Source organism: Dyadobacter psychrophilus, assembly GCF_900167945.1.
Lineage (GTDB): Bacteria > Bacteroidota > Bacteroidia > Cytophagales > Spirosomataceae > Dyadobacter > Dyadobacter psychrophilus.
The window spans coordinates 13,951-32,841 of sequence record NZ_FUZA01000005.1; the positions used below are offsets into that span (position 1 = coordinate 13,951).

Annotated in this window: 22 protein-coding genes and 1 pseudogene; 12 read left to right on the forward strand and 11 right to left on the reverse strand. The window is 44.4% G+C overall.

The window, feature by feature from the left end; translation table 11 throughout:
* The first annotated feature begins 1 nt into the window (after position 1).
* Positions 2 to 739: an SDR family oxidoreductase gene (locus B5X68_RS18120; protein ID WP_082216194.1), complete on the forward strand. Its 738-nt coding sequence runs from the start codon at positions 2 to 4 to the stop codon at positions 737 to 739.
* A gap of 34 nt (positions 740 to 773) precedes the next feature.
* Positions 774 to 1,688: a helix-turn-helix domain-containing protein gene (locus tag B5X68_RS18125; protein WP_082216195.1), complete on the forward strand. Its 915-nt coding sequence runs from the start codon at positions 774 to 776 to the stop codon at positions 1,686 to 1,688.
* A 78-nt stretch (positions 1,689 to 1,766) separates the two neighbouring features.
* Here B5X68_RS18125 and B5X68_RS18130 read toward each other — a convergent pair whose 3' ends face one another.
* From B5X68_RS18130 to B5X68_RS18155, 6 genes are all read right to left on the reverse strand, one after another.
* Positions 1,767 to 2,651 (reverse strand): pirin family protein, encoded by an 885-nt coding sequence (locus tag B5X68_RS18130; RefSeq protein ID WP_082216196.1) that lies wholly within the window; start codon positions 2,649 to 2,651, stop codon positions 1,767 to 1,769.
* Positions 2,652 to 2,672: 21 nt separating this feature from the next.
* Positions 2,673 to 3,731 (reverse strand): LLM class flavin-dependent oxidoreductase, encoded by a 1,059-nt coding sequence (locus B5X68_RS18135; RefSeq protein WP_082216197.1) that lies wholly within the window; start codon positions 3,729 to 3,731, stop codon positions 2,673 to 2,675.
* A 143-nt stretch (positions 3,732 to 3,874) separates the two neighbouring features.
* Positions 3,875 to 4,738: an SDR family oxidoreductase gene (locus B5X68_RS18140; RefSeq protein ID WP_082216198.1), complete on the reverse strand. Its 864-nt coding sequence runs from the start codon at positions 4,736 to 4,738 to the stop codon at positions 3,875 to 3,877.
* Positions 4,739 to 4,816: 78 nt separating this feature from the next.
* Positions 4,817 to 5,386: a Crp/Fnr family transcriptional regulator gene (locus B5X68_RS18145; RefSeq protein ID WP_082216199.1), complete on the reverse strand. Its 570-nt coding sequence runs from the start codon at positions 5,384 to 5,386 to the stop codon at positions 4,817 to 4,819.
* Positions 5,387 to 5,645: 259 nt separating this feature from the next.
* Positions 5,646 to 6,305, reverse strand: coding sequence for a carbonic anhydrase (locus tag B5X68_RS18150; RefSeq protein WP_082216200.1), 660 nt, complete (start codon positions 6,303 to 6,305; stop codon positions 5,646 to 5,648).
* Positions 6,306 to 6,481: 176 nt separating this feature from the next.
* Positions 6,482 to 6,871, reverse strand: coding sequence for a winged helix-turn-helix transcriptional regulator (locus B5X68_RS18155; RefSeq protein WP_082216201.1), 390 nt, complete (start codon positions 6,869 to 6,871; stop codon positions 6,482 to 6,484).
* A gap of 111 nt (positions 6,872 to 6,982) precedes the next feature.
* Between B5X68_RS18155 and B5X68_RS18160 the strand changes: the two genes are divergently transcribed.
* The 3 genes from B5X68_RS18160 to B5X68_RS18170 all read left to right on the forward strand — a co-directional run bounded on the left by B5X68_RS18160 (position 6,983) and on the right by B5X68_RS18170 (position 9,766).
* The gene (locus tag B5X68_RS18160; RefSeq protein ID WP_082216202.1) at positions 6,983 to 7,861 is read left to right on the forward strand and encodes an SDR family oxidoreductase; all 879 of its coding nucleotides are present in this window, start codon (positions 6,983 to 6,985) and stop codon (positions 7,859 to 7,861) included.
* Positions 7,862 to 7,982: 121 nt separating this feature from the next.
* The gene (locus B5X68_RS18165) at positions 7,983 to 8,933 is read left to right on the forward strand and encodes a helix-turn-helix domain-containing protein (protein ID WP_082216203.1); all 951 of its coding nucleotides are present in this window, start codon (positions 7,983 to 7,985) and stop codon (positions 8,931 to 8,933) included.
* A gap of 80 nt (positions 8,934 to 9,013) precedes the next feature.
* Positions 9,014 to 9,766, forward strand: coding sequence for an SDR family NAD(P)-dependent oxidoreductase (locus B5X68_RS18170; protein WP_082216204.1), 753 nt, complete (start codon positions 9,014 to 9,016; stop codon positions 9,764 to 9,766).
* Between the two features lie 155 nt (positions 9,767 to 9,921).
* Here B5X68_RS18170 and B5X68_RS18175 read toward each other — a convergent pair whose 3' ends face one another.
* Complete coding sequence (locus tag B5X68_RS18175) at positions 9,922 to 10,158, reverse strand: hypothetical protein (protein WP_082216205.1); 237 nt, start codon at positions 10,156 to 10,158, stop codon at positions 9,922 to 9,924.
* Between the two features lie 102 nt (positions 10,159 to 10,260).
* Here B5X68_RS18175 and B5X68_RS18180 point away from each other — a divergent pair, with 102 nt between their 5' ends.
* Positions 10,261 to 10,608: a LysR substrate-binding domain-containing protein gene (locus B5X68_RS18180; RefSeq protein WP_082216206.1), complete on the forward strand. Its 348-nt coding sequence runs from the start codon at positions 10,261 to 10,263 to the stop codon at positions 10,606 to 10,608.
* On the opposite strand, the pseudogene B5X68_RS29490 reads toward B5X68_RS18180, so the two are convergent.
* From B5X68_RS29490 to B5X68_RS18200, 4 genes and pseudogenes are all read right to left on the reverse strand, one after another.
* Positions 10,591 to 11,510, reverse strand: a pseudogene (locus B5X68_RS29490) (DUF6268 family outer membrane beta-barrel protein). The gene B5X68_RS18180 and the pseudogene B5X68_RS29490 sit on opposite strands and share 18 nt — an antisense overlap.
* Before the next feature lie 132 nt (positions 11,511 to 11,642).
* Positions 11,643 to 12,398, reverse strand: a complete 756-nt coding sequence (locus B5X68_RS18190) for a LytR/AlgR family response regulator transcription factor (protein ID WP_082216207.1) — start codon at positions 12,396 to 12,398, stop codon at positions 11,643 to 11,645.
* Positions 12,395 to 13,420: a sensor histidine kinase gene (locus tag B5X68_RS18195; protein WP_082216208.1), complete on the reverse strand. Its 1,026-nt coding sequence runs from the start codon at positions 13,418 to 13,420 to the stop codon at positions 12,395 to 12,397. Before B5X68_RS18195 ends, B5X68_RS18190 begins: the two co-directional genes overlap by 4 nt.
* A 189-nt stretch (positions 13,421 to 13,609) precedes the next feature.
* Positions 13,610 to 13,942, reverse strand: coding sequence for a helix-turn-helix domain-containing protein (locus B5X68_RS18200; RefSeq protein WP_082216209.1), 333 nt, complete (start codon positions 13,940 to 13,942; stop codon positions 13,610 to 13,612).
* A gap of 31 nt (positions 13,943 to 13,973) precedes the next feature.
* Here B5X68_RS18200 and B5X68_RS18205 point away from each other — a divergent pair, with 31 nt between their 5' ends.
* The 6 genes from B5X68_RS18205 to B5X68_RS18230 all read left to right on the forward strand — a co-directional run bounded on the left by B5X68_RS18205 (position 13,974) and on the right by B5X68_RS18230 (position 18,889).
* Positions 13,974 to 14,444 carry a sialate O-acetylesterase gene (locus tag B5X68_RS18205; protein WP_212568017.1) on the forward strand — a complete coding sequence of 157 codons (471 nt, stop codon included), beginning with the start codon at positions 13,974 to 13,976 and terminating at the stop codon, positions 14,442 to 14,444.
* The gene (locus B5X68_RS18210; protein ID WP_082216210.1) at positions 14,422 to 14,727 is read left to right on the forward strand and encodes an ArsR/SmtB family transcription factor; all 306 of its coding nucleotides are present in this window, start codon (positions 14,422 to 14,424) and stop codon (positions 14,725 to 14,727) included. Before B5X68_RS18205 ends, B5X68_RS18210 begins: the two co-directional genes overlap by 23 nt.
* A 48-nt stretch (positions 14,728 to 14,775) precedes the next feature.
* Complete coding sequence (locus B5X68_RS18215; protein ID WP_082216211.1) at positions 14,776 to 15,744, forward strand: zinc-dependent alcohol dehydrogenase family protein; 969 nt, start codon at positions 14,776 to 14,778, stop codon at positions 15,742 to 15,744.
* A 186-nt stretch (positions 15,745 to 15,930) separates the two neighbouring features.
* Complete coding sequence (locus B5X68_RS18220) at positions 15,931 to 16,671, forward strand: SDR family oxidoreductase (protein WP_141110337.1); 741 nt, start codon at positions 15,931 to 15,933, stop codon at positions 16,669 to 16,671.
* Positions 16,672 to 16,713: 42 nt separating this feature from the next.
* On the forward strand, positions 16,714 to 17,628 hold the full coding sequence (locus B5X68_RS18225) for a helix-turn-helix domain-containing protein (protein WP_229208473.1): 915 nt from the start codon (positions 16,714 to 16,716) through the stop codon (positions 17,626 to 17,628).
* A 97-nt stretch (positions 17,629 to 17,725) separates the two neighbouring features.
* Positions 17,726 to 18,889 (forward strand): acetyltransferase domain-containing protein, encoded by a 1,164-nt coding sequence (locus tag B5X68_RS18230; protein ID WP_082216533.1) that lies wholly within the window; start codon positions 17,726 to 17,728, stop codon positions 18,887 to 18,889.
* The last annotated feature ends 2 nt before the right edge of the window (positions 18,890 to 18,891 follow it).

An 18,891-nucleotide genomic window follows, 5' to 3' on the forward strand; every position in this document is an offset into this window, starting at 1 on the left:
CATGAAAAAAGTACTGATTACCGGAGCTAACAAAGGTGTTGGCTTTGAAACCGCACGCCAGCTTCTGCTGCAAGGATATTATGTATATCTCGGAAGCCGCACATTATCAAATGGCTTAGACGCAATCGAAAAGTTGAAAGCCGAAGGCCTCGATCATGCCGAAGCAATCGAACTGGATGTTACACATGCCGCCTCAGTGCTTGCTGCACGTGCAACCATTGGACAGAAGACCCAGTCGCTGGATGCACTGATCAACAATGCAGGGATCAATGGCGGAATGCCGCAGTCGGCTTTGGAAGCGGATATTGATCAATACGAAAAAGTATTTGATACCAATTTATATGGAGTAGTCCGGGTAACACAGGCGTTCATTGACCTGCTGCGCAATGCGCCTGAGCCTCGGATCGTCAATGTGTCATCGAGTGGCTGCTCTTTGACGCTGCACAGCGATCCAACCTGGAAATATTACGATCACAAAGCTGCGGTTTACACTTCCTCCAAAGCTGCGATGAATATGTACACCATTAACCTGGCCTACGAGCTTCGGGACACGCCATTTAAGGTCAATGCAGTTTGCCCTGGCTTTGTAGCTACGGACTTCAACGGTCACCGCGGCACTGGAACAGTTCAGGAAGGGGGAGCGAGAATCGCCAAATACGTGATGATCGATGGCGACGGGCCAACCGGGCAGTTTTTTAGCGAAGAATATAATCCGGAGACAGGCGTAACGCCCTGGTAGGGCATATTTGGTCAAAGTTCAATATCTTTAAGTTATGAAAACAGAAGCGCCTGCTTTATACAAATTTGAATCATTGACCGACTTTCACCGGGTGTTTGGGCTTCCCAAGCCTTTGCACCCGATGGTAAGTTTTATCAATATCAAAGACATGACCATAACTCCGGGTGCATTGCCACCCTCAATGGTTATGCCTTTTTACAAGATCGCTTACAAAATGAATCTGTGCGGGAAGGCCAAGTACGGGCAAAATTATTATGACTTTGGCGAAGGTGGCCTGGTGTTTACCGCGCCGGGCCAAATTTTTGAAAGTCCAAGCGCGAGTGCAACTTCCGGCTACCTGCTGCTTGTTCACCCTGACTTTCTGCTTTCCTACCCGCTGGCCAGTACAATGAAGCAGTATGGCTTCTTCAACTATGCAGCTAATGAGGCATTGCATCTTTCAGAAAAAGAGCGTGTCGCTATTTTTGCAGTTTTCAATATTATCGAAGAAGAACTCAATAACAGGATCGATCAATTCAGTCAGGATGTGCTGATTTCCCAGATTGAACTACTGCTTAATTACAGCAACCGTTTTTATGGAAGGCAGTTTATTACCAGAAAAGTTGGCAATAATAACCTGCTGCAAAAGATCGAGGATATTTTAGATGATTATTTTAAAAATGGAACCGCTTCCGAAAGCGGCGTTCCAACCGTTCAAATGCTTGCCGACAAATTAGGCATGTCGGCAAGCTATTTGAGTGATATGCTGCGGTCGTTGACAGGTGAAAATGCCCAGCACCACATTCAGGAAAAGCTTGTTGAAAAAGCGAAGGAAAGACTTTCAACTTCCAACTCGTCCGTCTCTGAAATCGCCTACGAACTCGGATTTGAATACCCGCAATCTTTCAGCCGACTTTTCAAAACTAAAACAAATCTTTCCCCGCTTGCTTTCAGGCAATCATTTAACTGAAAATGCAACAGTTACCACTTTTAATTTCCTAAAAATATCCGATAAGTGGGTGATAATTGATGAAAAATAAAGCGACTCTTACTGCGCTTTCGCCCTTTGTTTTTCGTGATCGATCTTGCCGTAATTGCCATTATAATAGTCGCGATACGCGTTTGCGATATCCAGCTTGGAATTCATAACGAATGGTCCTTCTGCAAAGATCGGCTCCTGATAAGATGCGCCGCCAAATAGTAGAAAATCACACGCAGCTGCATTCTCATTCCGCAGTTCAATACTTCCTTCTTCTCTGTCAAACTCTATAAAGTTGCCAGCATTGACGATTTCATCGTTGATAATGCCTGGCAATTCGGGCAGGTAAGCGGCAACTTCCAGTTTATCAGCAAAGTCAATCTCAAATACGGCACCCGCTTCCAGATGGATGTGGTACAGGAACTGTTCTGAAAAACTAGGGATCTCAGCATTCAGGTCCTCGAACGAACCGGCGATTACTTTGATCCATCCTTTTCCATGCGGCAGGTTTTTAAATGGCACTTTGTTTCCTTCAACTGCCAAGTATCCCGGTTTGCCGTCTTTAATTTCCGAGGGAAGGTTGATCCAGAATTGTAATGCATGAACCAGTTTGGAATCCGACTGTGAATCGTGATTAAGCGTCTCGTCATGGATGATCCCGTTGCCTGCATTCATCCATTGCAAACCGCCAGAATGTACAACGGCATAGTTTCCCGCACTGTCAAAATGTTCGTCCTCACCATTAAGTATATACGTGAGTGTAGCGATGCCTCTGTGCGGATGTGCGCCGGTGCCATCATTGCTGATTTTGGGCTGAATCTGCGGAACGATATGGTCAAGAAAAACGAATGGGCCAACGGCGTCGGCATACCTGTTAGGCAGCATTCTGTGTATTTCCATTCCGCCAATGTCAGCCCTTTGTCCATCGGTTGAAAAACTGCTTTTCTTTTTCATGATAAAAAATGATCTCGGTAATTAAACTTTAGGTAAACTTTTAGGTGGAGAAGGCTTCTCTATATGCTGATTGACCAAGGGGATAACTTTGCTGCCGATCAGTTTGATAGACCGCGTTAGCTGCTGGTGTGTCAGCCCAGCAATGTCCATTTGGAATGTAAAAAGATCGATGCCACCGAGTGCTTCGCTGTGTCTTTTCAACTTTTCGGCCACCGTTTCCGGCCCGCCGACTACCAGGACTCCTTTTGGAGAGACACCTGCATCAAATTGCGCTTTGGTAACCGGCGGCCAGCCGCGCTCCCGACCTATTTTAGACCAAGATTCCATATAGCCAGGATAATAATCTGCGATCGCGGACTGATCGGTATCGCCCACATAACCCGGTGAATGCAGTCCGACTTTCAGATCTTCCGGCTTGAAACCAGCCTCTTTTCCGGCCTTTCTGTAAAGATCTACCAGCGGCCTGAAACTTTCGGTCTGCCCGCCTATGACGGCCACCATCAGGGGAAGCCCCAGCGTACCGGCGCGGACAAATGATTGCGCAGTTCCGCCGACGCCAACCCAAACCGGCAATTTCTTCTGTACCGGACGCGGATAGACTGGCTGATTATGCAAAGCGGGCCTGAACTTACCTGACCAGGTAACGAATTCCTCGTCCCTTATTTGCAACAACAATTTTAACTTCTCTTTGAACAAGGCGTCATAATCATTCAGGTTATAACCGAACAATGGAAACGCTTCGGTGGCAGAACCCCGACCTGCAATAATTTCCGCACGTCCCTTTGAGATAATATCCAGTGTAGCGAATTGTTGAAACACGCGAACCGGATCCGATGTGCTCAGTACGGTCACCGCACTCATCAGCCTGATTCTTTTGGTGCGGGCAGCAGCAGCCGCGAGTATCACCGCCGGAACGGAATCAAGGAATTCTTTTTTATGATGTTCCCCGATTCCGAAAACATCGAGCCCAGCCTCGTCCGCCGCTACAATCCTGTCCAGCAGTTGCTCCATTGCATCAACGCTATTCAGTTCATTACTTCCGTACATAGCCGATGCGAAACTATCTATGCCTATTTCCATATTTGGTCTTCCGTTTTTACATATATGAGTGCAGATACACCTGTCGGTTTTTCATATCGGCTTGCTCGATTAGATCACGCAAATGTCCTCATAATGCTTGACTAAAAAGATGATATTTGCAGTAAAATATCATAGACATTTGTCTACGTCAAAAGTCCTTCCATTCCAAATGCTGTTAGAGCTTTGGCATATTCCACACTGACAGCGTCGTTGGCCTTTTTAATAAATTCTCCTGTGGACGGGTCAACAACTGTTCTTAATGGTCTCTGTCCTTTCGGTAAATTGATGAGCTTAACCACTGCATCGGCAACGTCCTGTGGATCAGGTTTTACCGTTTCAAAAATCTGGCTGATGGCAGCAAACATTTTATTCGGATACTCCGATATGGCTGTATAATCGTCAACAATGGATGTGTCAGAGCCAGACTGTATTTTCTGTGACATTTCGGTTGGGAAAGTGCCGGGTTGAATAATGGCAACGTCCACTCCCAGAGGTCTTAATTCATAATGTAACCCTTCACTTAATCCTTCCAAACCAAATTTCGAAGCACTATACACCGTCGAAAACGGAAAAGAAACTGCTCCGAATCCACTCGAAACATTGATGATCAAACCATCTGACTGCTTGCGCATAGCGGGCAAAACCAGCTTTATCAGCCTCCAAGGGGCGAAAACATTCACATCGAACATGCGTTGCACATCAGCGGTCGTGGAACTTTCAGCCACGCCAAACATCCCGACACCCGCATTGTTGACGAGCACGTCGATTGTTCCTTCCGCAGCAATAATTTTGTCAAACGCATTTTTCACGCTCGCTTCGTCTGTAAGCGATACATCCAGAACCGTCACGTTTTCAACTTGTGACAAAGCCTTTGCTTTATCAGAATTCTTTCCTTCGGTATCGCGCATGGTAGCATAAACTTTGTGCCCCAAAGCGGCAACACTGTTAGCTGTAAGCCATCCAAACCCGCTATTTGTTCCTGTTATTAATACGACTTTCTTGCTCATTTCTTCATTGATTAAAGTAATGATGCAAAGGTCGGTATCTGAAAAAGCCCACCTTTTACCAAATGGTAAAAAGCGATTTTAACGAATGTTTCTTCTTATTCTGCTTAGTGATTGTTGTGTAATTCCCAGGTAAGAAGCAATATGAGAAAGCGGAATGCGATTGACAAGACCCGGGAATTGTTCTATGAAAGATAAATAACGGGTGGTGGCATCTTCTGAAACCAACGGACTCCTTCTTTCGATCGTTTTTAGTAAACAATTTTTTAAAATAAGATTTTCAATAGCGCCCCAGCCAACGATTGTGTTTCCGATCTGATCCCAATCTTTTTTTGAAAAAACGAGCAATTTGCAATGGGTGACTGCCTGAATATACTCGGAAGCCACCATTTGTGCCTCAAATTTTTGTTGGTCCGAAACGAAGTTGTTCTCGTCAATAAAATGATGGGTGATCTCTTCTCCTTTATTGTTGTAATAGCAAAAACGGACGACACCTTCCGTTAAAAATCCTACGTGCCGAGGCACCTTTCCGGCCTCAGAAAAATATTCCTCCTTATGAAGTTCCAGTGTCTTCGCTTTGCTCAAAATGAAATCTGTTTGTTGCCTGTTCAGATTCCCAAACTGTAATATGTAATTGATGAGCTCTTCCATAAATTAAAATTCGAAACTGTTGTGAGGTTTTCATTTACCATATGGTAAAAAGTTCAGTCAGCGATCCAACTTCCATTTATCAGCTGCTGATCAATCTCCATTGCCGTGGAGGTCCTTGCGCCGTGACAAGCTAGGGTGTCTACTCTCAGAGGATACGCGGACATTTAGACTAACGATGTACCCATCTTAGCTTCCATGCCCGCGCATAAGGACGGATCAATTCACTTGCCTTACTTAAAGCAATTCTTTGATCAAAATTTTACGGTTTGGCAGTCTGAACCTCTGGTTCGGTCAAATCGAGGCGATAAATTTCCATGATATTTTCCAATAACTTTTTGAAGTTGATGTTCAGGTCAATCAGGTTTCCGGAGTGTATATCGAATACCCAACCATGAACGGTCAGACCCCGGTCACGTTGCGCTTTTTGCACTTCAGCCGTTTTGATTACATTAATGCATTGCTCCTCGACGTTCAATTCAACCAATCTTTTGTAACGCAGTTCTTCATTTTCTATGGCAGTCAATTCATTTTTATGAGTCCTGTAAACGTCACGAATATTTCTTAACCAAGGATTTAATATCCCAAGATCGCCGGATTTCATGGCTGCCTGCACACCGCCGCAATAGTAATGTCCGCAGACAACTATGTGATTTACTTTAAGATGCTCCACGGCATAGTTGATCACTGACATGACGCTCAAATCGGTGTTCGGCACCATATTCGCGATGTTTCTGTGAATAAATGCTTCGCCAGGTGCGATACCCATCAGCTCTTCTGCTGACACACGGCTGTCTGAACAGCCTATGTAGAGAATGTCGGGAGTCTGTCCCTTGGAAAGGTCACTGAAGTAATTCGCTTCCTGATTAAGCTTGCTTTGAACCCAATTCTGGTTGTTTTTAAAAATTTGTGAGATATCCATTTCGATGCAGGTTATATTAAATTTCAATCAAGTTTAAATCAAATTTCCTGAATCCAGACAATTTTCGGATCATCTTTCTAAGGGAAACTTCTATCGCGGGCTAGACGACATTAGCATTTGGCTGCAATTTCTCTTAGTCGTACTTTGTGGGAATCACCTGTGTAAAGGGGATCAGGTTAGCTTGTTTTTACTGCATCGCCATCCGTGATCACCTGCGTTCTGTGAACCATTCCCCAATCGATCATGGAATCAATCACATTGGCAATCTCTTTGCCGGACTTTGTTAATTTGTATTCGATCAGCACGGGCGTCTGACTGTACACCTTGCGCTCGACAATGCTGTTCATTTCAAGCTCCTTCAATTCCTTTGATAACATGCGCGGCGTTATCTTTTCGGTGCTGTCTAACAGGTCTTTAAACCTGCTTACACCACGGAGTAGCGCTGCGATAATGGGCAATTTCCACTTGCCGCTGACGACATTCAATGTATCTGTCAAAGCCAGAATGTAAGTCCGCGGACATTGCGGCCCTTTATCACTTCCAATGAAATCTTTAAAGTCACTCATATCAGCTGTTTATAATGTTCAGTATACAAAAGTATACTGATATTTTATGATAACAAACTATACTTTATATAGTGGAAGCATTAATTTTGTCCATCATAAAACAAAAACAACATGATACTAGTTACGGGTGCAACAGGGCAGTTCGGCCGCAATGCCATTGACCATTTGTTAAAAAAAGGAATTGAACCATCTCAGATTTCCGCTTTGGTAAGAGACGCAGCAAAGGCGCAGGCGCTTCAAGAAAAGGGCATTGAAATAAGAGTTGGGGATTATGCAGATTACGATTCACTGGTCCAGGCTTTTAATGGCGTAGACAAGCTATTACTGGTGTCGAGCAATGACCGGCAGGCTTTTGAAAACAGGACAGCGCACCATTTAAATGTGATTAAAGCAGCAAAAGAGGCTGGCGTCAAGCACCTTGTGTATACATCATTTGTAAGAAAACCAGGCTTTGAAAATTCCGCCATTGCTGCATTTCAAAACTCGCATGTCGAGTCAGAGGCATCTTTGATGAATAGCGGCATCGATTACACGATCCTGCAAAATGGCATGTATCTGGAAATGATTCCCGTCTTCGCGGGCGAAAAGGTTGCAGAGACAGGAAACATAGTGTTCCCGGCTCAAAATGGCAAAGCCAGTTACGTGCTTCGGGAGGAGTTAGCAGAAGCCGCGGCGCACATCCTGGCTTCGGATGGCCACGAAAATAAGCTCTACCAATTGACAAACACCGATTCGGTATCTTTTTCGGACATCGCGGGTGAGCTGTCCAGAGTGCTCGGAAAAGAAGTATCCTATCAATCTCTATCGGTCGATGAATTTGAATCAATGCTGAAAAGCTTTGGCGTGCCGGATCAGTATATCGGCATGTTTATCACCTGGGCTACGGCATTATCACAGCATACAATGGATGCGGATGATCCTACTTTGGAGCGCTTTTTAGGCAGAAAGCCAACCACTCTGAAGCAGTTTATTGCGCAGGTTTACGCATAGGATATTTTGAGATCGCTACCGATGTTTAGCGTGTCTTTCATTTCAGTGCTCCTTGGTAAACTTCTATTGTTCTCAGCTTTATCTAATTATTGCTACCTTTGTTTTTTACAAAAACGAAGTCATGCCCAAGCGCTCTTTCGAAGATCTTTGTTACCACCTTTCCAGCGGCTCGTCGGTGGATTTGAGTGCGCTGTTGCCGGAAGGAATACAACAGGAAGTTGGACATTTCAATGTCTTTAATTTGACCGATATTGTGCAGGAAGCGCGGGAAAAAAGGACAATGTCCTGCGCTTCCCGCGCTTATTATAAAATAAGCTTTCTCACAGGTAATTCGCTGGCTGAGTATCCGGACGGCACCGTTGAAATCACGCGGCCAACATTGATTTTTACTACACCCAAAAGTCCCTATTACTGGTCGCCCATAGGCAGGCAAACCGGACAATTCTGTGTGTTTACAGCTGAATTTTTTCATCCTGCGATGAGCGGTGTCACATTAGACGAATTACCCATTTTTAAATCTCCTGAGCATCCCGTTTATGCACTTTCGGATTCGGACATTTCCCGGGTTCAAGGCATATTCGACAATATGGAGGCTGAAATCGGCTCTAACTATGCTTACAAATATGACCTGCTTCGGGCCTACACCCTTGAATTGATACACATTGGTCAGAAGCTACAGTCTACCGTTATGCTTCATCCCAACCACAGCGCTTCGGCCCGAACTACGTCCTTGTTTTTAGAGCTGCTGGAACGACAATTTCCACTAGAAAGCCCGCAGCAAAAGGTGGCTCTGCGCACAGCCAAACAGTATGCTGATCACCTTGCCGTGCACATCAACCATTTAAACAAAATACTAAAAGACACCACGGGTCTAACAACGACCGAACTAATCTCGGGCAGAATCCTTCAGGAAGCGCGGGCATTGTTAAGGCTCACGGATTGGAGTATAGCCGAAATAGCGGATAGTCTTGGCTTTTCAGATTTCGCGCATTTTGCCAAATTCTTCAAAAATGAAACCTCCTTATCGCCGGGAGCTTTTCGCAGTCAGACTAAAAGTTTGAATTATACATAAAATTGATTGGCTCGCACTAACCAGCACGTGGTCATTCGACGGACTTTTGTACAGTTTTTAATCCGTACAAATATAATCTGATGACAACTCAAAAAATCGCTTTGGTAACCGGCGGAAGCCGTGGAATTGGTAGAGAAATTGCAATAAAACTTGCGCAAAAGGGAATCGATGTCTTGCTTACATACAATAGCAATGCGGCTGAGGCAGAAAAAACCGTGGACGCTATTACATCTCTTGGAAGGAAGGCCGTAGCGTTACAGCTCAATACGGCCGATTCAAGCGGCTTTGAAGATTTTTTTCTAAAAGTCGACTCGGTACTAAGAACGGGCTTCGGCACAGATCGTTTTGATTTCCTGATTAATAATGCGGGAACCAGCCTTACAGCACCCGTTTGGGAAACCACTGAGGCGCAATTCGATGAAATGTTTAACATTCATCTCAAAGGAGTTTATTTTCTTACCCAAAAATCGCTTGACCATCTTCAAGACGGGGGACGGATCATTAATATTTCTTCCGCTGTTTCTCGTGTGAGCTTTCAGGGCGTTTCTGCTTACGGAATTATGAAGGGCGGAGTCGATGTGTATACCAGATTCCTGGCACTTGAACTGGGCCCGCGTGGAATTACCGCCAATGTTGTTGCGCCCGGGGCGATTTTTGGAGGTGGAGCAATGGAGGATACACCGCAAATCCGTGCGTATGTAGCGGGCGCAACCGCACTGGGACGTGTAGGTTTGCCAGACGACGTGGGTGGAGTAGTTGCATTCCTGTGCAGCGAAGATGCCAAATGGGTCAATGGCCAGCGGATCGAACTGACGGGCGGAATGAATCTTTAATTGTAAAACACCAGAGCGTATATAGTAAACTGTTAATGACGGTTTCCTTTATACGCTCTGGTCTTTTGCGCGCTTCGGCGAGCTAACTGCGGGTTCCGAAAGGAGGTTGAAGTTAATTGTAATGGGTAAGATTTTTAAGCAGCGGTGCGCGGAGGCTACTTTTTGACAAGCTCATTCAAGTCTGCGTCAAACAGACTCGCAAATTCGCGGCTGCCGATAATATGGTCTTTTTTGTCTGCGTTTCTGGAATAACCTATGTTATAAAATACTTCTGCAACTTGTTGCAAATCATTGAGCTTCATCGCGGCTCCTTTGGTGTACGCCAGAAAGTAGGCTGCGTATGCATCGGCCATTAATTCGGTGCGTCGGGAGATTTTTGGAGTTAATTTCATACCTGGTTGTAAAATGCCCAAATCATATTGAGTGTGGTGGCCAAACTCATGAGCCAAAATAGACTGGAGTGCTGTGTCTCTGAGATAAACGAAAAATGAAGGATATGCTGGCTAAGCTCCAAAGGCATCGTCCAGTACAAAAGCACCGTGCTCAATTCTATTGAAGGAATTATCAACTTCTTCGAAGCCGGTTTGGGGATGACCATATTGCCCGAAGAGGTTGTTTCCCAATATTATGCAGGCAGAAAAATTACAAGCAATGTGTTGGACAAACAGCTGGGAACAATGATCACCGTCCTGATTTTCAGGCAGGATAAATCACAATCAGCCGCATTAAAGGCATTTATTGATATGTATTCCAGTCAGGAAAAGCCGGAAATAACAGCGCCGCTTAATGAAGTCGCGCCAGTCGGTAAGAACGGCAAACTCAAACTAAAACCCCATTTTTAAACCAACCGAAGCATAAGGTGAAACAGCGAAATAGTAATCATTATTACCAGCAAACATGCCTTTCAAAGTCCGGTCGCTGTAAGCGGCGGGGCGGTACAAATTCAGCCCGACCATAGCCGACATTGAAAGGCCCGTTTTACCTAATTTGACTTCCGGGCGAAGGCCTGTGACAATATATTGGTGAGAGAATATCTTATCCCTGCCGTCCTTTTCAAGCAGCGCCATTTGTCCGTTCATTTCGAAAGCGAGCGCCAGCTTAACCTGTTTATTGAACCCATAAGTCGCCGAAATATCCAGCCCGTCAATCAGCTCGGCTTTAAGGTCGAAGTTGCCCTCGCGTTTCCAGTTCAGGTAAACGGCCGGAAATAGCATTGGATAGCCCAGGGAACTGTTGATTGCTAATCCGCCGCCAATGGCCAGGTTGGGTTTCAGGTGGCGGATAAAGACGACGCCTGCACTGCAAGCACGTTTTTGAACCTGATTTTGGATAGGTTCGCAGACGGTGTAAACACGCCCACACCCACACTGGCCCGCATAGACCATTTGTCATTCAGTGGCCGCAAGTGATAAATGCCCACTTGAAGATTCAGGATTTTTGAAACCATTTCATCCTCGAAATTTTTGTTGTTGAGTGATGCATATGCCCCGCTGAGGCCAACTCCCCAGACGGTCGGGCGCTTATTTTTATTCATTTTCGAGGAGATCGGCATATTAAATGCGCCCTGATAAATGATCGCCGAACCTGTGCCGTCGCCGATCCTTTCCTTCGGTTTATCGCCATTGGGAAGAAACCAATAGCCCGAATTTCCAATGAATTCTGTTTTGAAAGATACTTGCTGCGCTTCTGCTTTTTTGGAAAATAGTGCTACGAATAATGTAGCCACTAATAATACTCGTTTCATGGTTTTGACCTTGTCTTTGACGTTTACATTCGTTTTGATTCCTCAAAAGAACGGCGAATCGCCCGGCACAGAAATCGATAAACCATGGAGTTTAGAATCGGCAGGTTAAAGTGCAGCAGCGGGGAAATGGAATTATTCAAGCACTCCGTCCATCCATTTCAAGAAGTCGGGAACGCGGACGCGACTGACGAGCACTTCGTGGGGACAAGGCGGTGAAAAAGTGAGTTGCAAACGGGTATTAAAGTACTTTGCAACATTCTCAATCGCTTTCACATTGCCGATGCAATTGCGCGAAACCCGGAAAAACAAACTGTTATCGAGTTGCTGTTCCAATTGGTCCAACGTGTAATTGATAATATGCCTTTTATTTTCGAAAGTGTGCAGGAAAACCACGCCGTCTTCGCTGTAAAAGTGGGCGATATCCTGCGTTTCTATATAATGGTAATTTTCACCTTTTGATATCAGGAATCGGTTTTTGAGTTTGGTAAAAAGGATTTGCTCAAAATCCTTCGAAACCGGTTTATAGGAATTGCTGTGGAAGATATTTTCAAATTTAATGAGTGCCGATTCTAATTCTTTCTCGTCAAATGGCTTTAAAAGATAATCTATGCTGTTAAACTTGAAGGCTTTAATCGCGTGTTCGTCATAAGCGGTGGTAAAAATAACGGGTGTGGTAACTTCGACGTGATTGAATATTTCAAAGCAGTTTCCATCAGCAAGCCGAATGTCCATCAAGATTAAATCGACCGTATTGGATTTCAGGAATGCAATGGTATCAATGACCGTTTTGGTCCGCTTTTCAAATTGGTAATGAGGGCGCAATTGCGTCATCATGCGTTTTAATTCTTCATACGCAAACCGCTCATCTTCAACTATCAAATAATTCATGGCGCTATGTAAGGGATTTTGACAATAAACAGACTGCCCGTGTGTTGCACAACTACTTTTTTGCCATATAATTCATATTGCTTCGAAAGATATTTTAATCCGATCCCACCTTTGTCTGTATCGCTTGTGGGCTGTATGCTATTTTCGAGAGTAATGTATTCACTGCCAATGGTCAGACGGATATTTAATGGCGATTCTTCGGTTGCAATATTATGTTTGAATGCATTTTCTAAAAGCAGCTGTAAAGTGAGCGGAATAATTTTACTTTCCTGGCGGGAAGCGGTCTTTTCAATGGTAAAGTAGAAAGAATCCTCAAAACGCATCCTCATCAGAAAGAGGTATGAATCAAGTGCGTCCAGTTCCTCGGCAACGGTTACCTGAGGTTGGCGGTTGAGTGAAAGCACATACCGGTATGTTTTTGAAAGTGCCTTGGTGAATTTATTCGCGTTTTCGAGGTTGATATAAATTAAAGACGAAAGGACATTTAACGAATTGAAAAGGAAATGGGGATTGATTTGGGATTTCAATGTTTCATGCTCAAATAGCAGCGCTTCACGTTGTGCCTTTTCCGAATCCGCAATCGCCTTTTGTTCAGACTGAAAATAATGGATCAGTTCGAAGACAAGCAGAATAGGAGTGTTGGTAAGCATTGCCAATGCAAATTTCGTCAGCAAAGAAGGCATTCCTTCATGCGGAACCAGCAATACATTGTAGATCAGAAAATTAAATACCAACAGCAGTATAAAGCAAATGGCGATCAGTCCTGTAAGCTCGGCAATGATCCGGTAAATGATATTTTTTGAGTAGGGCAGATGTTTATTCAGGAAAAGCAACAACTGGTAGTCGGCCACACACATTGCGAAAACCACGATGTAATGGGCTGATAATTGGATATGAAAATTCTTCCATAAATCATCTTCCATCACAATGTTGCTCAAAAGCATTTGGCACAATGCATAGAGCAGCGACGAAAAGAAAAAGATCAGCCCGCGTTTTACATGAAGTCTTTCTGCGCGAATCATAATAAGGGTTTAAGCGATTCAAGCCCAAAAAGTAAAGTTTTACCGTGGGATTCTTAGCAAAACAGACCTGATATTCTGATGGAGTTCATTATTGGGGCTATGAATTGAATGTCTGTATCAACAAACCTGCGGTTCGCCAGGCAGGATAGCAAAGGCAGACAAAAGCTTAAATCTTTGCTGTTTCACCTTTCAGTTAAAGGATTGCCTGAATTTCAATGGAGACATGTCGGTTTTGTTTTTAAACAATTTATTGAATGATTGAGGGCGCTCGAAGCCTAAATTATAGGCGATTTCAGAAACTGATAAATTACTTGCAGTTAAATATTCTTTCGCTTTTCCAACTAATTTATCCTGAATGTGTTGCTGTGCGCCTTGCCCGGTGAGCGATCGAAGCGCATCACTCAAATAATTGGGTGATAAACTGAGTTGCCGCGCCAGATATTCAACGGTTAGCACACCATTTTTCAAGCCTGACTCATTATTAAAATACGCATTAATAAGGCTTTCGGTTTTCGCCAGCAAATCACCATTTTAACAAGTTTAAATATTTACAATGCAAAAGTCAGCAGATATCAAAAGAGGAATGTTTCCAGATTACGGTTCGTTGTGTCCAAATTGGTTTGGTTGTGATTTTGAATCTGTATTGCGTGCGTATACAAACCGAATTTTACCTACGGATAGAAAAGAAAATACCCTGCATTCATTTTTAATGATCGGCCAGTCCAATATGGCGGGCCGTGGTTATGTAAAAGATGTAAAACCTATTTATGAAGAGCATATTAAAATGCTGGTAAACGGGAAATGGCAAACAATGACTGAGCCAATCAATCATGACCGGCCCACTTCGGGAATTGGTCTTGCTGTGTCCTTTGCGGGTGCTTGGCGCTTGAAAAATGAAAATTTGCAGATAGGGTTGATTCCCTGTGCAGAAGGTGGCACCAGTCTGTCAGATATTTCAAGAAAGACTTGTAGGGATTTAGGTAATTTCCTAAATTTGCATCATGATATTATTAGAAGTCATTAAGTCATTGTCAAATCAGACCCGGTTAAGCATTCTTGAATGGTTAAAAGAGCCTTATGCACACTTTCCTGCCGAGGAGCTAGCTGATTATTCGCCGGACATGGGCGTGTGCGTTTCTGACATTGCAAAAAAAGCGGGAATGTCTGTTCCAACCGTTTCTGTTTATTTAAAAACAATGTTGGCCGCCAACATTTTAATCGCCACTAGGAAGGATCAATGGACTTATTATAAAAGAAATGAACAGTCGATCCAGGAATTAGCACAGCATATTAAAGACAATTTATAATTTTTTTGATTAATTACTTAGGTATTTACCTAATTAGCTAAAAACAAAATGAAAGCAGCGATTTTAAATCAGTTCGGTCCGGTTGATAATTTTGAAATTGTCGATGTGCCTACGCCTACGCCAGGCTTCGGGGAAGTTTTGGTCAAAGTCTTTGCAACATCTGTGAACCCTTTGGACTACCAGGTCCGTCGCGGCGATTATAAAGATGAGCTGACTTTACCGGTCATCACAGGTCATGATGTTTCGGGTGAAATTGTGGAAGTAGGTCAGGGTGTGCAAAACTTCAAGGTTGGTGACCAGGTTTATTACACGCCTGAGATATTCAAGGGGCAGGGGAGTTATGCCCAGTATCACAGCGTTCATGAGTCTATCATTGCTCTAAAACCTAAAAATATCAGCCATCTGGAAGCTGCAACGCTTCCTTTGGCAGCCGGAACAGCCTGGGAAATGTTGGTTACCCGGGCGCAGTTGAAAGTCAATCAGACTATCCTGATCCATGGTGGTGCCGGTGGCGTGGGAATGCTGACCATTCAGATCGCCAAAGCAATGGAGGCTGTCGTTTTCACGACAGCCAGAAAAGTCCATCACCAGGTTCTCCTCGAATTAGGGGCCGACCATGTCATCGACTACGCAAATGAAAACTACATTGACGTTATCCAGCAACTTACGGCCGGAAAAGGAGTTGATGTTGTGATTGACACCATAGGAGGCAATACACTTTCCGATAGTGGACAGATCCTCAGCCAACTGGGTCAGGTAGTTACCATTGTCGACATTGAAAAACCGCAAAACCTGATTCACGCTTGGGGGAAAAATGCGACTTACCATTTTGTATTTACCCGGCAAAACAGAAATAAACTGGACGAGATAACGAAACTCGTCGAAACTGGCAAGTTAAAACCTGTTCTTAATAAAGTCTTTTCGTTGTCGGAGATCAGCAAAGCGCATGATCTCCTGGAAAACAAAGTCGGTGATAAGGATTTCTACGGCAAAATCGGAATAGAGGTTGACAAATAAAACATGATCCTTAACCAAATCAGGTGGCGCAGGCAGATATAGCCTGCCTCTCTATTTCCGGATGCCTTCCGTCCATTGTTATTTGCATTGCATTGACGGTTCCACCGGCTACACATTCGACAGTTATGGCTACACTTAGGTCTTTTCGTTTCCGGAATTTTGTATCGTAACATTCAACCATACGATATGATAAATGGAATCGAAAATAAAGTGGTCGCCATCACCGGTGCAAGCAGTGGCATAGGTGAATCAACGGCGGAACTGCTGGCAGCGAAGGGAGCGAAAGTCGTTCTTGGTGCCAGAAGGGCAGATGCATTAGCCAGTCTGACAGAACGCTTTCAGAAAGCAGGCGGCCAGGCGGTTTACCTGCAAATGGATGTAACAAAACGGACTGATGTCGCCTCGCTGATACAATTGGCATTGAACGAATTTGGCCGTTTAGATGTGATCATTAACAATGCAGGCATCAGTCAGCTGCAATTATTGGAAGATACTGATGTGGAAGGTTGGGAGCAAATGATAGACGTGAACCTGAAAGGCACGCTTTATGGCATTGCCGCCGCGTTGCCGATTTTCAAAATGCAGGGTTCCGGACATATTATCAACATCATGTCGACAGCTGGTATTAGTATTGTGCCGACGATGGGCGTTTATGCGGCTACCAAAAACGCAGTTCGCACCATCAGCGAAGCTTTGCGACAAGAGTCAAAAGGCCGCTGGCGTGTGACAGGGATTTCACCCGGGTTTGTGGATACTCCATTTGTGGGCAATATTAAGAATGAATCCATCCGGGATGTTCTGACGCAGCGGGCAAGCGAAATTGCCATTCCTGCAACGGCCATTGCAGAAGCGGTTGCCTACGCGATCGCTCAGGCAGATCAAGTGGATATTGGCGACATCGTGATCCGTCCCACTGTTCAGGATTAAGGTGTAGTATTAATTTTTATTTGCAAAAAGCGGCAAATAGACATGCAGGGACAACCAGTAGTTTTCAACAATATTTCGGCTCTAATGCAGCGGGTTGGTTTGCCGGGCCCTCTGCATCCGCTGATCACATTGGTCAACTATGACGAAAACAAACCCTGTCTGGCTGATGCGGGAAGTCAGTATCTGCTGCATTTTTATAAAATAGCATTTAAGTTGAATTTTAACGGGAAGGCCAAATATGGGCCTGGTTCTTATGATTTTCGCGATGGCGGGCTTGCTTTCGTAGGGCCAAATCAGCTCGTTGAGCTGTCCGATGATTTGGAGGAGCACGAAGGCTACGCATTATACTTTCACCCTGATATTTTTTACAAGCATCCCCTTGCATCCCGCATTCACCGCTACGGATTTTTCGCGTATTCAGTCTCTGAAGCATTGTTTCTTTCCGAAAAAGAGAAGGGTGTAATTAAAGCTGTATTTGAATCAATAGCGACGGAGTTGGGAACGCACACGGATCATTTTAGCCTGGATGTGCTGGTTTCGCAGATCGAGCTGCTACTTCATCATTGCAATCGGTTTTACAACCGCCAATTCCTGACGCGCAACGTAGTTCATCACGATCTGATCGATCAGATGAATGCCTTTTTGAATGAGCGATTTGAGAAGAAAGAAGCGCTGGTCAAAGGCTTGCCGACGACCCAGGAAATAGCAGAGCAATTGAAAGTTTCCCAGCGATACTTGTCCGACATGCTGAAATCCCTTACCGGTCAGACTACCCAGCAGCATATTCATTTGAAGATGGTTGAGAAAGCGAAGGAAATGATGGGCAGCGATTCGCTCACCACAGCAGATGTGGCTTATGCATTAGGCTTTGAGCATCCGCAATCTTTCAACAAATTATTCAAACAGAAAACAGGCATGTCACCCGCTGCTTTTCGTAAGTCGCTGAATCCGAATTAGAAACTGAACATTTATTTACTTCGGTTTCATTTACCATTCAATAAGTAGTAATGAATATATATTAATGGTGCAGGTCTTTGTAGATAAACCGCTCTATATGACCTCCCTAACTAATTCTCGCATAGAATCTATCGACCTTTTGAAAGGATTTGTAATGGTACTGATGGCGCTTGACCATACACGCGACTACTTTTACCATTCGGCCGCGTTTTTTGATATCAGCAATCCCGCGCATGCAACGTTGCCAGTGTATCTGACGCGCATTATAACGCACGTCTGCGCACCGACTTTCAGCTTTCTGGCCGGGGTTTCGGCCTTCATGTCGGGCAGGCACCGGACGAAAGCAAATCTGTCTGTCATCTTGATCAAACGTGGTCTGTGGCTGATTTTTATGGAACTGACGATCATTGCCTTCGCCTGGTACCTCAATGTGGAATTCACCAACATAGACCTGGCGGTGATCTGGGTTTTGGGCGTGAGTATGATCGCTTTGGCCGGGCTTATTCATTTACCTCTCAATGTGATTTTCATGATCTCAATTCTGCTGATCGCCGGGCATAATTTGCTGGACAGCGTTCATTTGAACACGATGTGGTGGGGGATATTGCATGAGGTTTATTCAACCAAAATCCTGGGCGGCAATGTTACGCTTACAATTGTTTATCCCATCATTCCCTGGATCGCCGTGATGTCTTTGGGCTATTATTTCGGACAGTTTTATCAGTCTTCTTTTAAAACCGAATATCGGCAGAAGCTCTTTAACCTGATCGGGCTGGGTAGCATTTTCCTTTTCATAGTAATACGATGGGCAAATGTATATGGCGACCCGGTGCCCTGGATACATTTACGTACGACGGGCAGGACATTCATGTCGTTTTTTAACGTCAACAAATATCCGCCTTCGCTCTGCTATTTATTATTTACACTAACATTTACCTTCCTGTTTCTGGCTAATTCTGAAAAGTGGAAGGGCAAACTGGTCGACTTTTTCTGCGTTTTCGGCAGGGTACCTTTTTTCTATTATATCCTGCATCTTTACACAATCCGCATCTTGGGCATGGTACTCGCCCAGTTGACAGGTTACGGCTGGAAGTCCGCAATCCAGCACGATTTTGAGATCGATTTGAAGGGTTTCGGTTTTAGCCTGCCGGTCGTGTATCTGATCTGGATAGCCGTTATTGTCGCACTTTATCCTGTTTGCAAAAAATTTGACCGCTATAAGCAAAGCCACCGCCAGCAATGGTGGCTGAGTTATCTGTGACA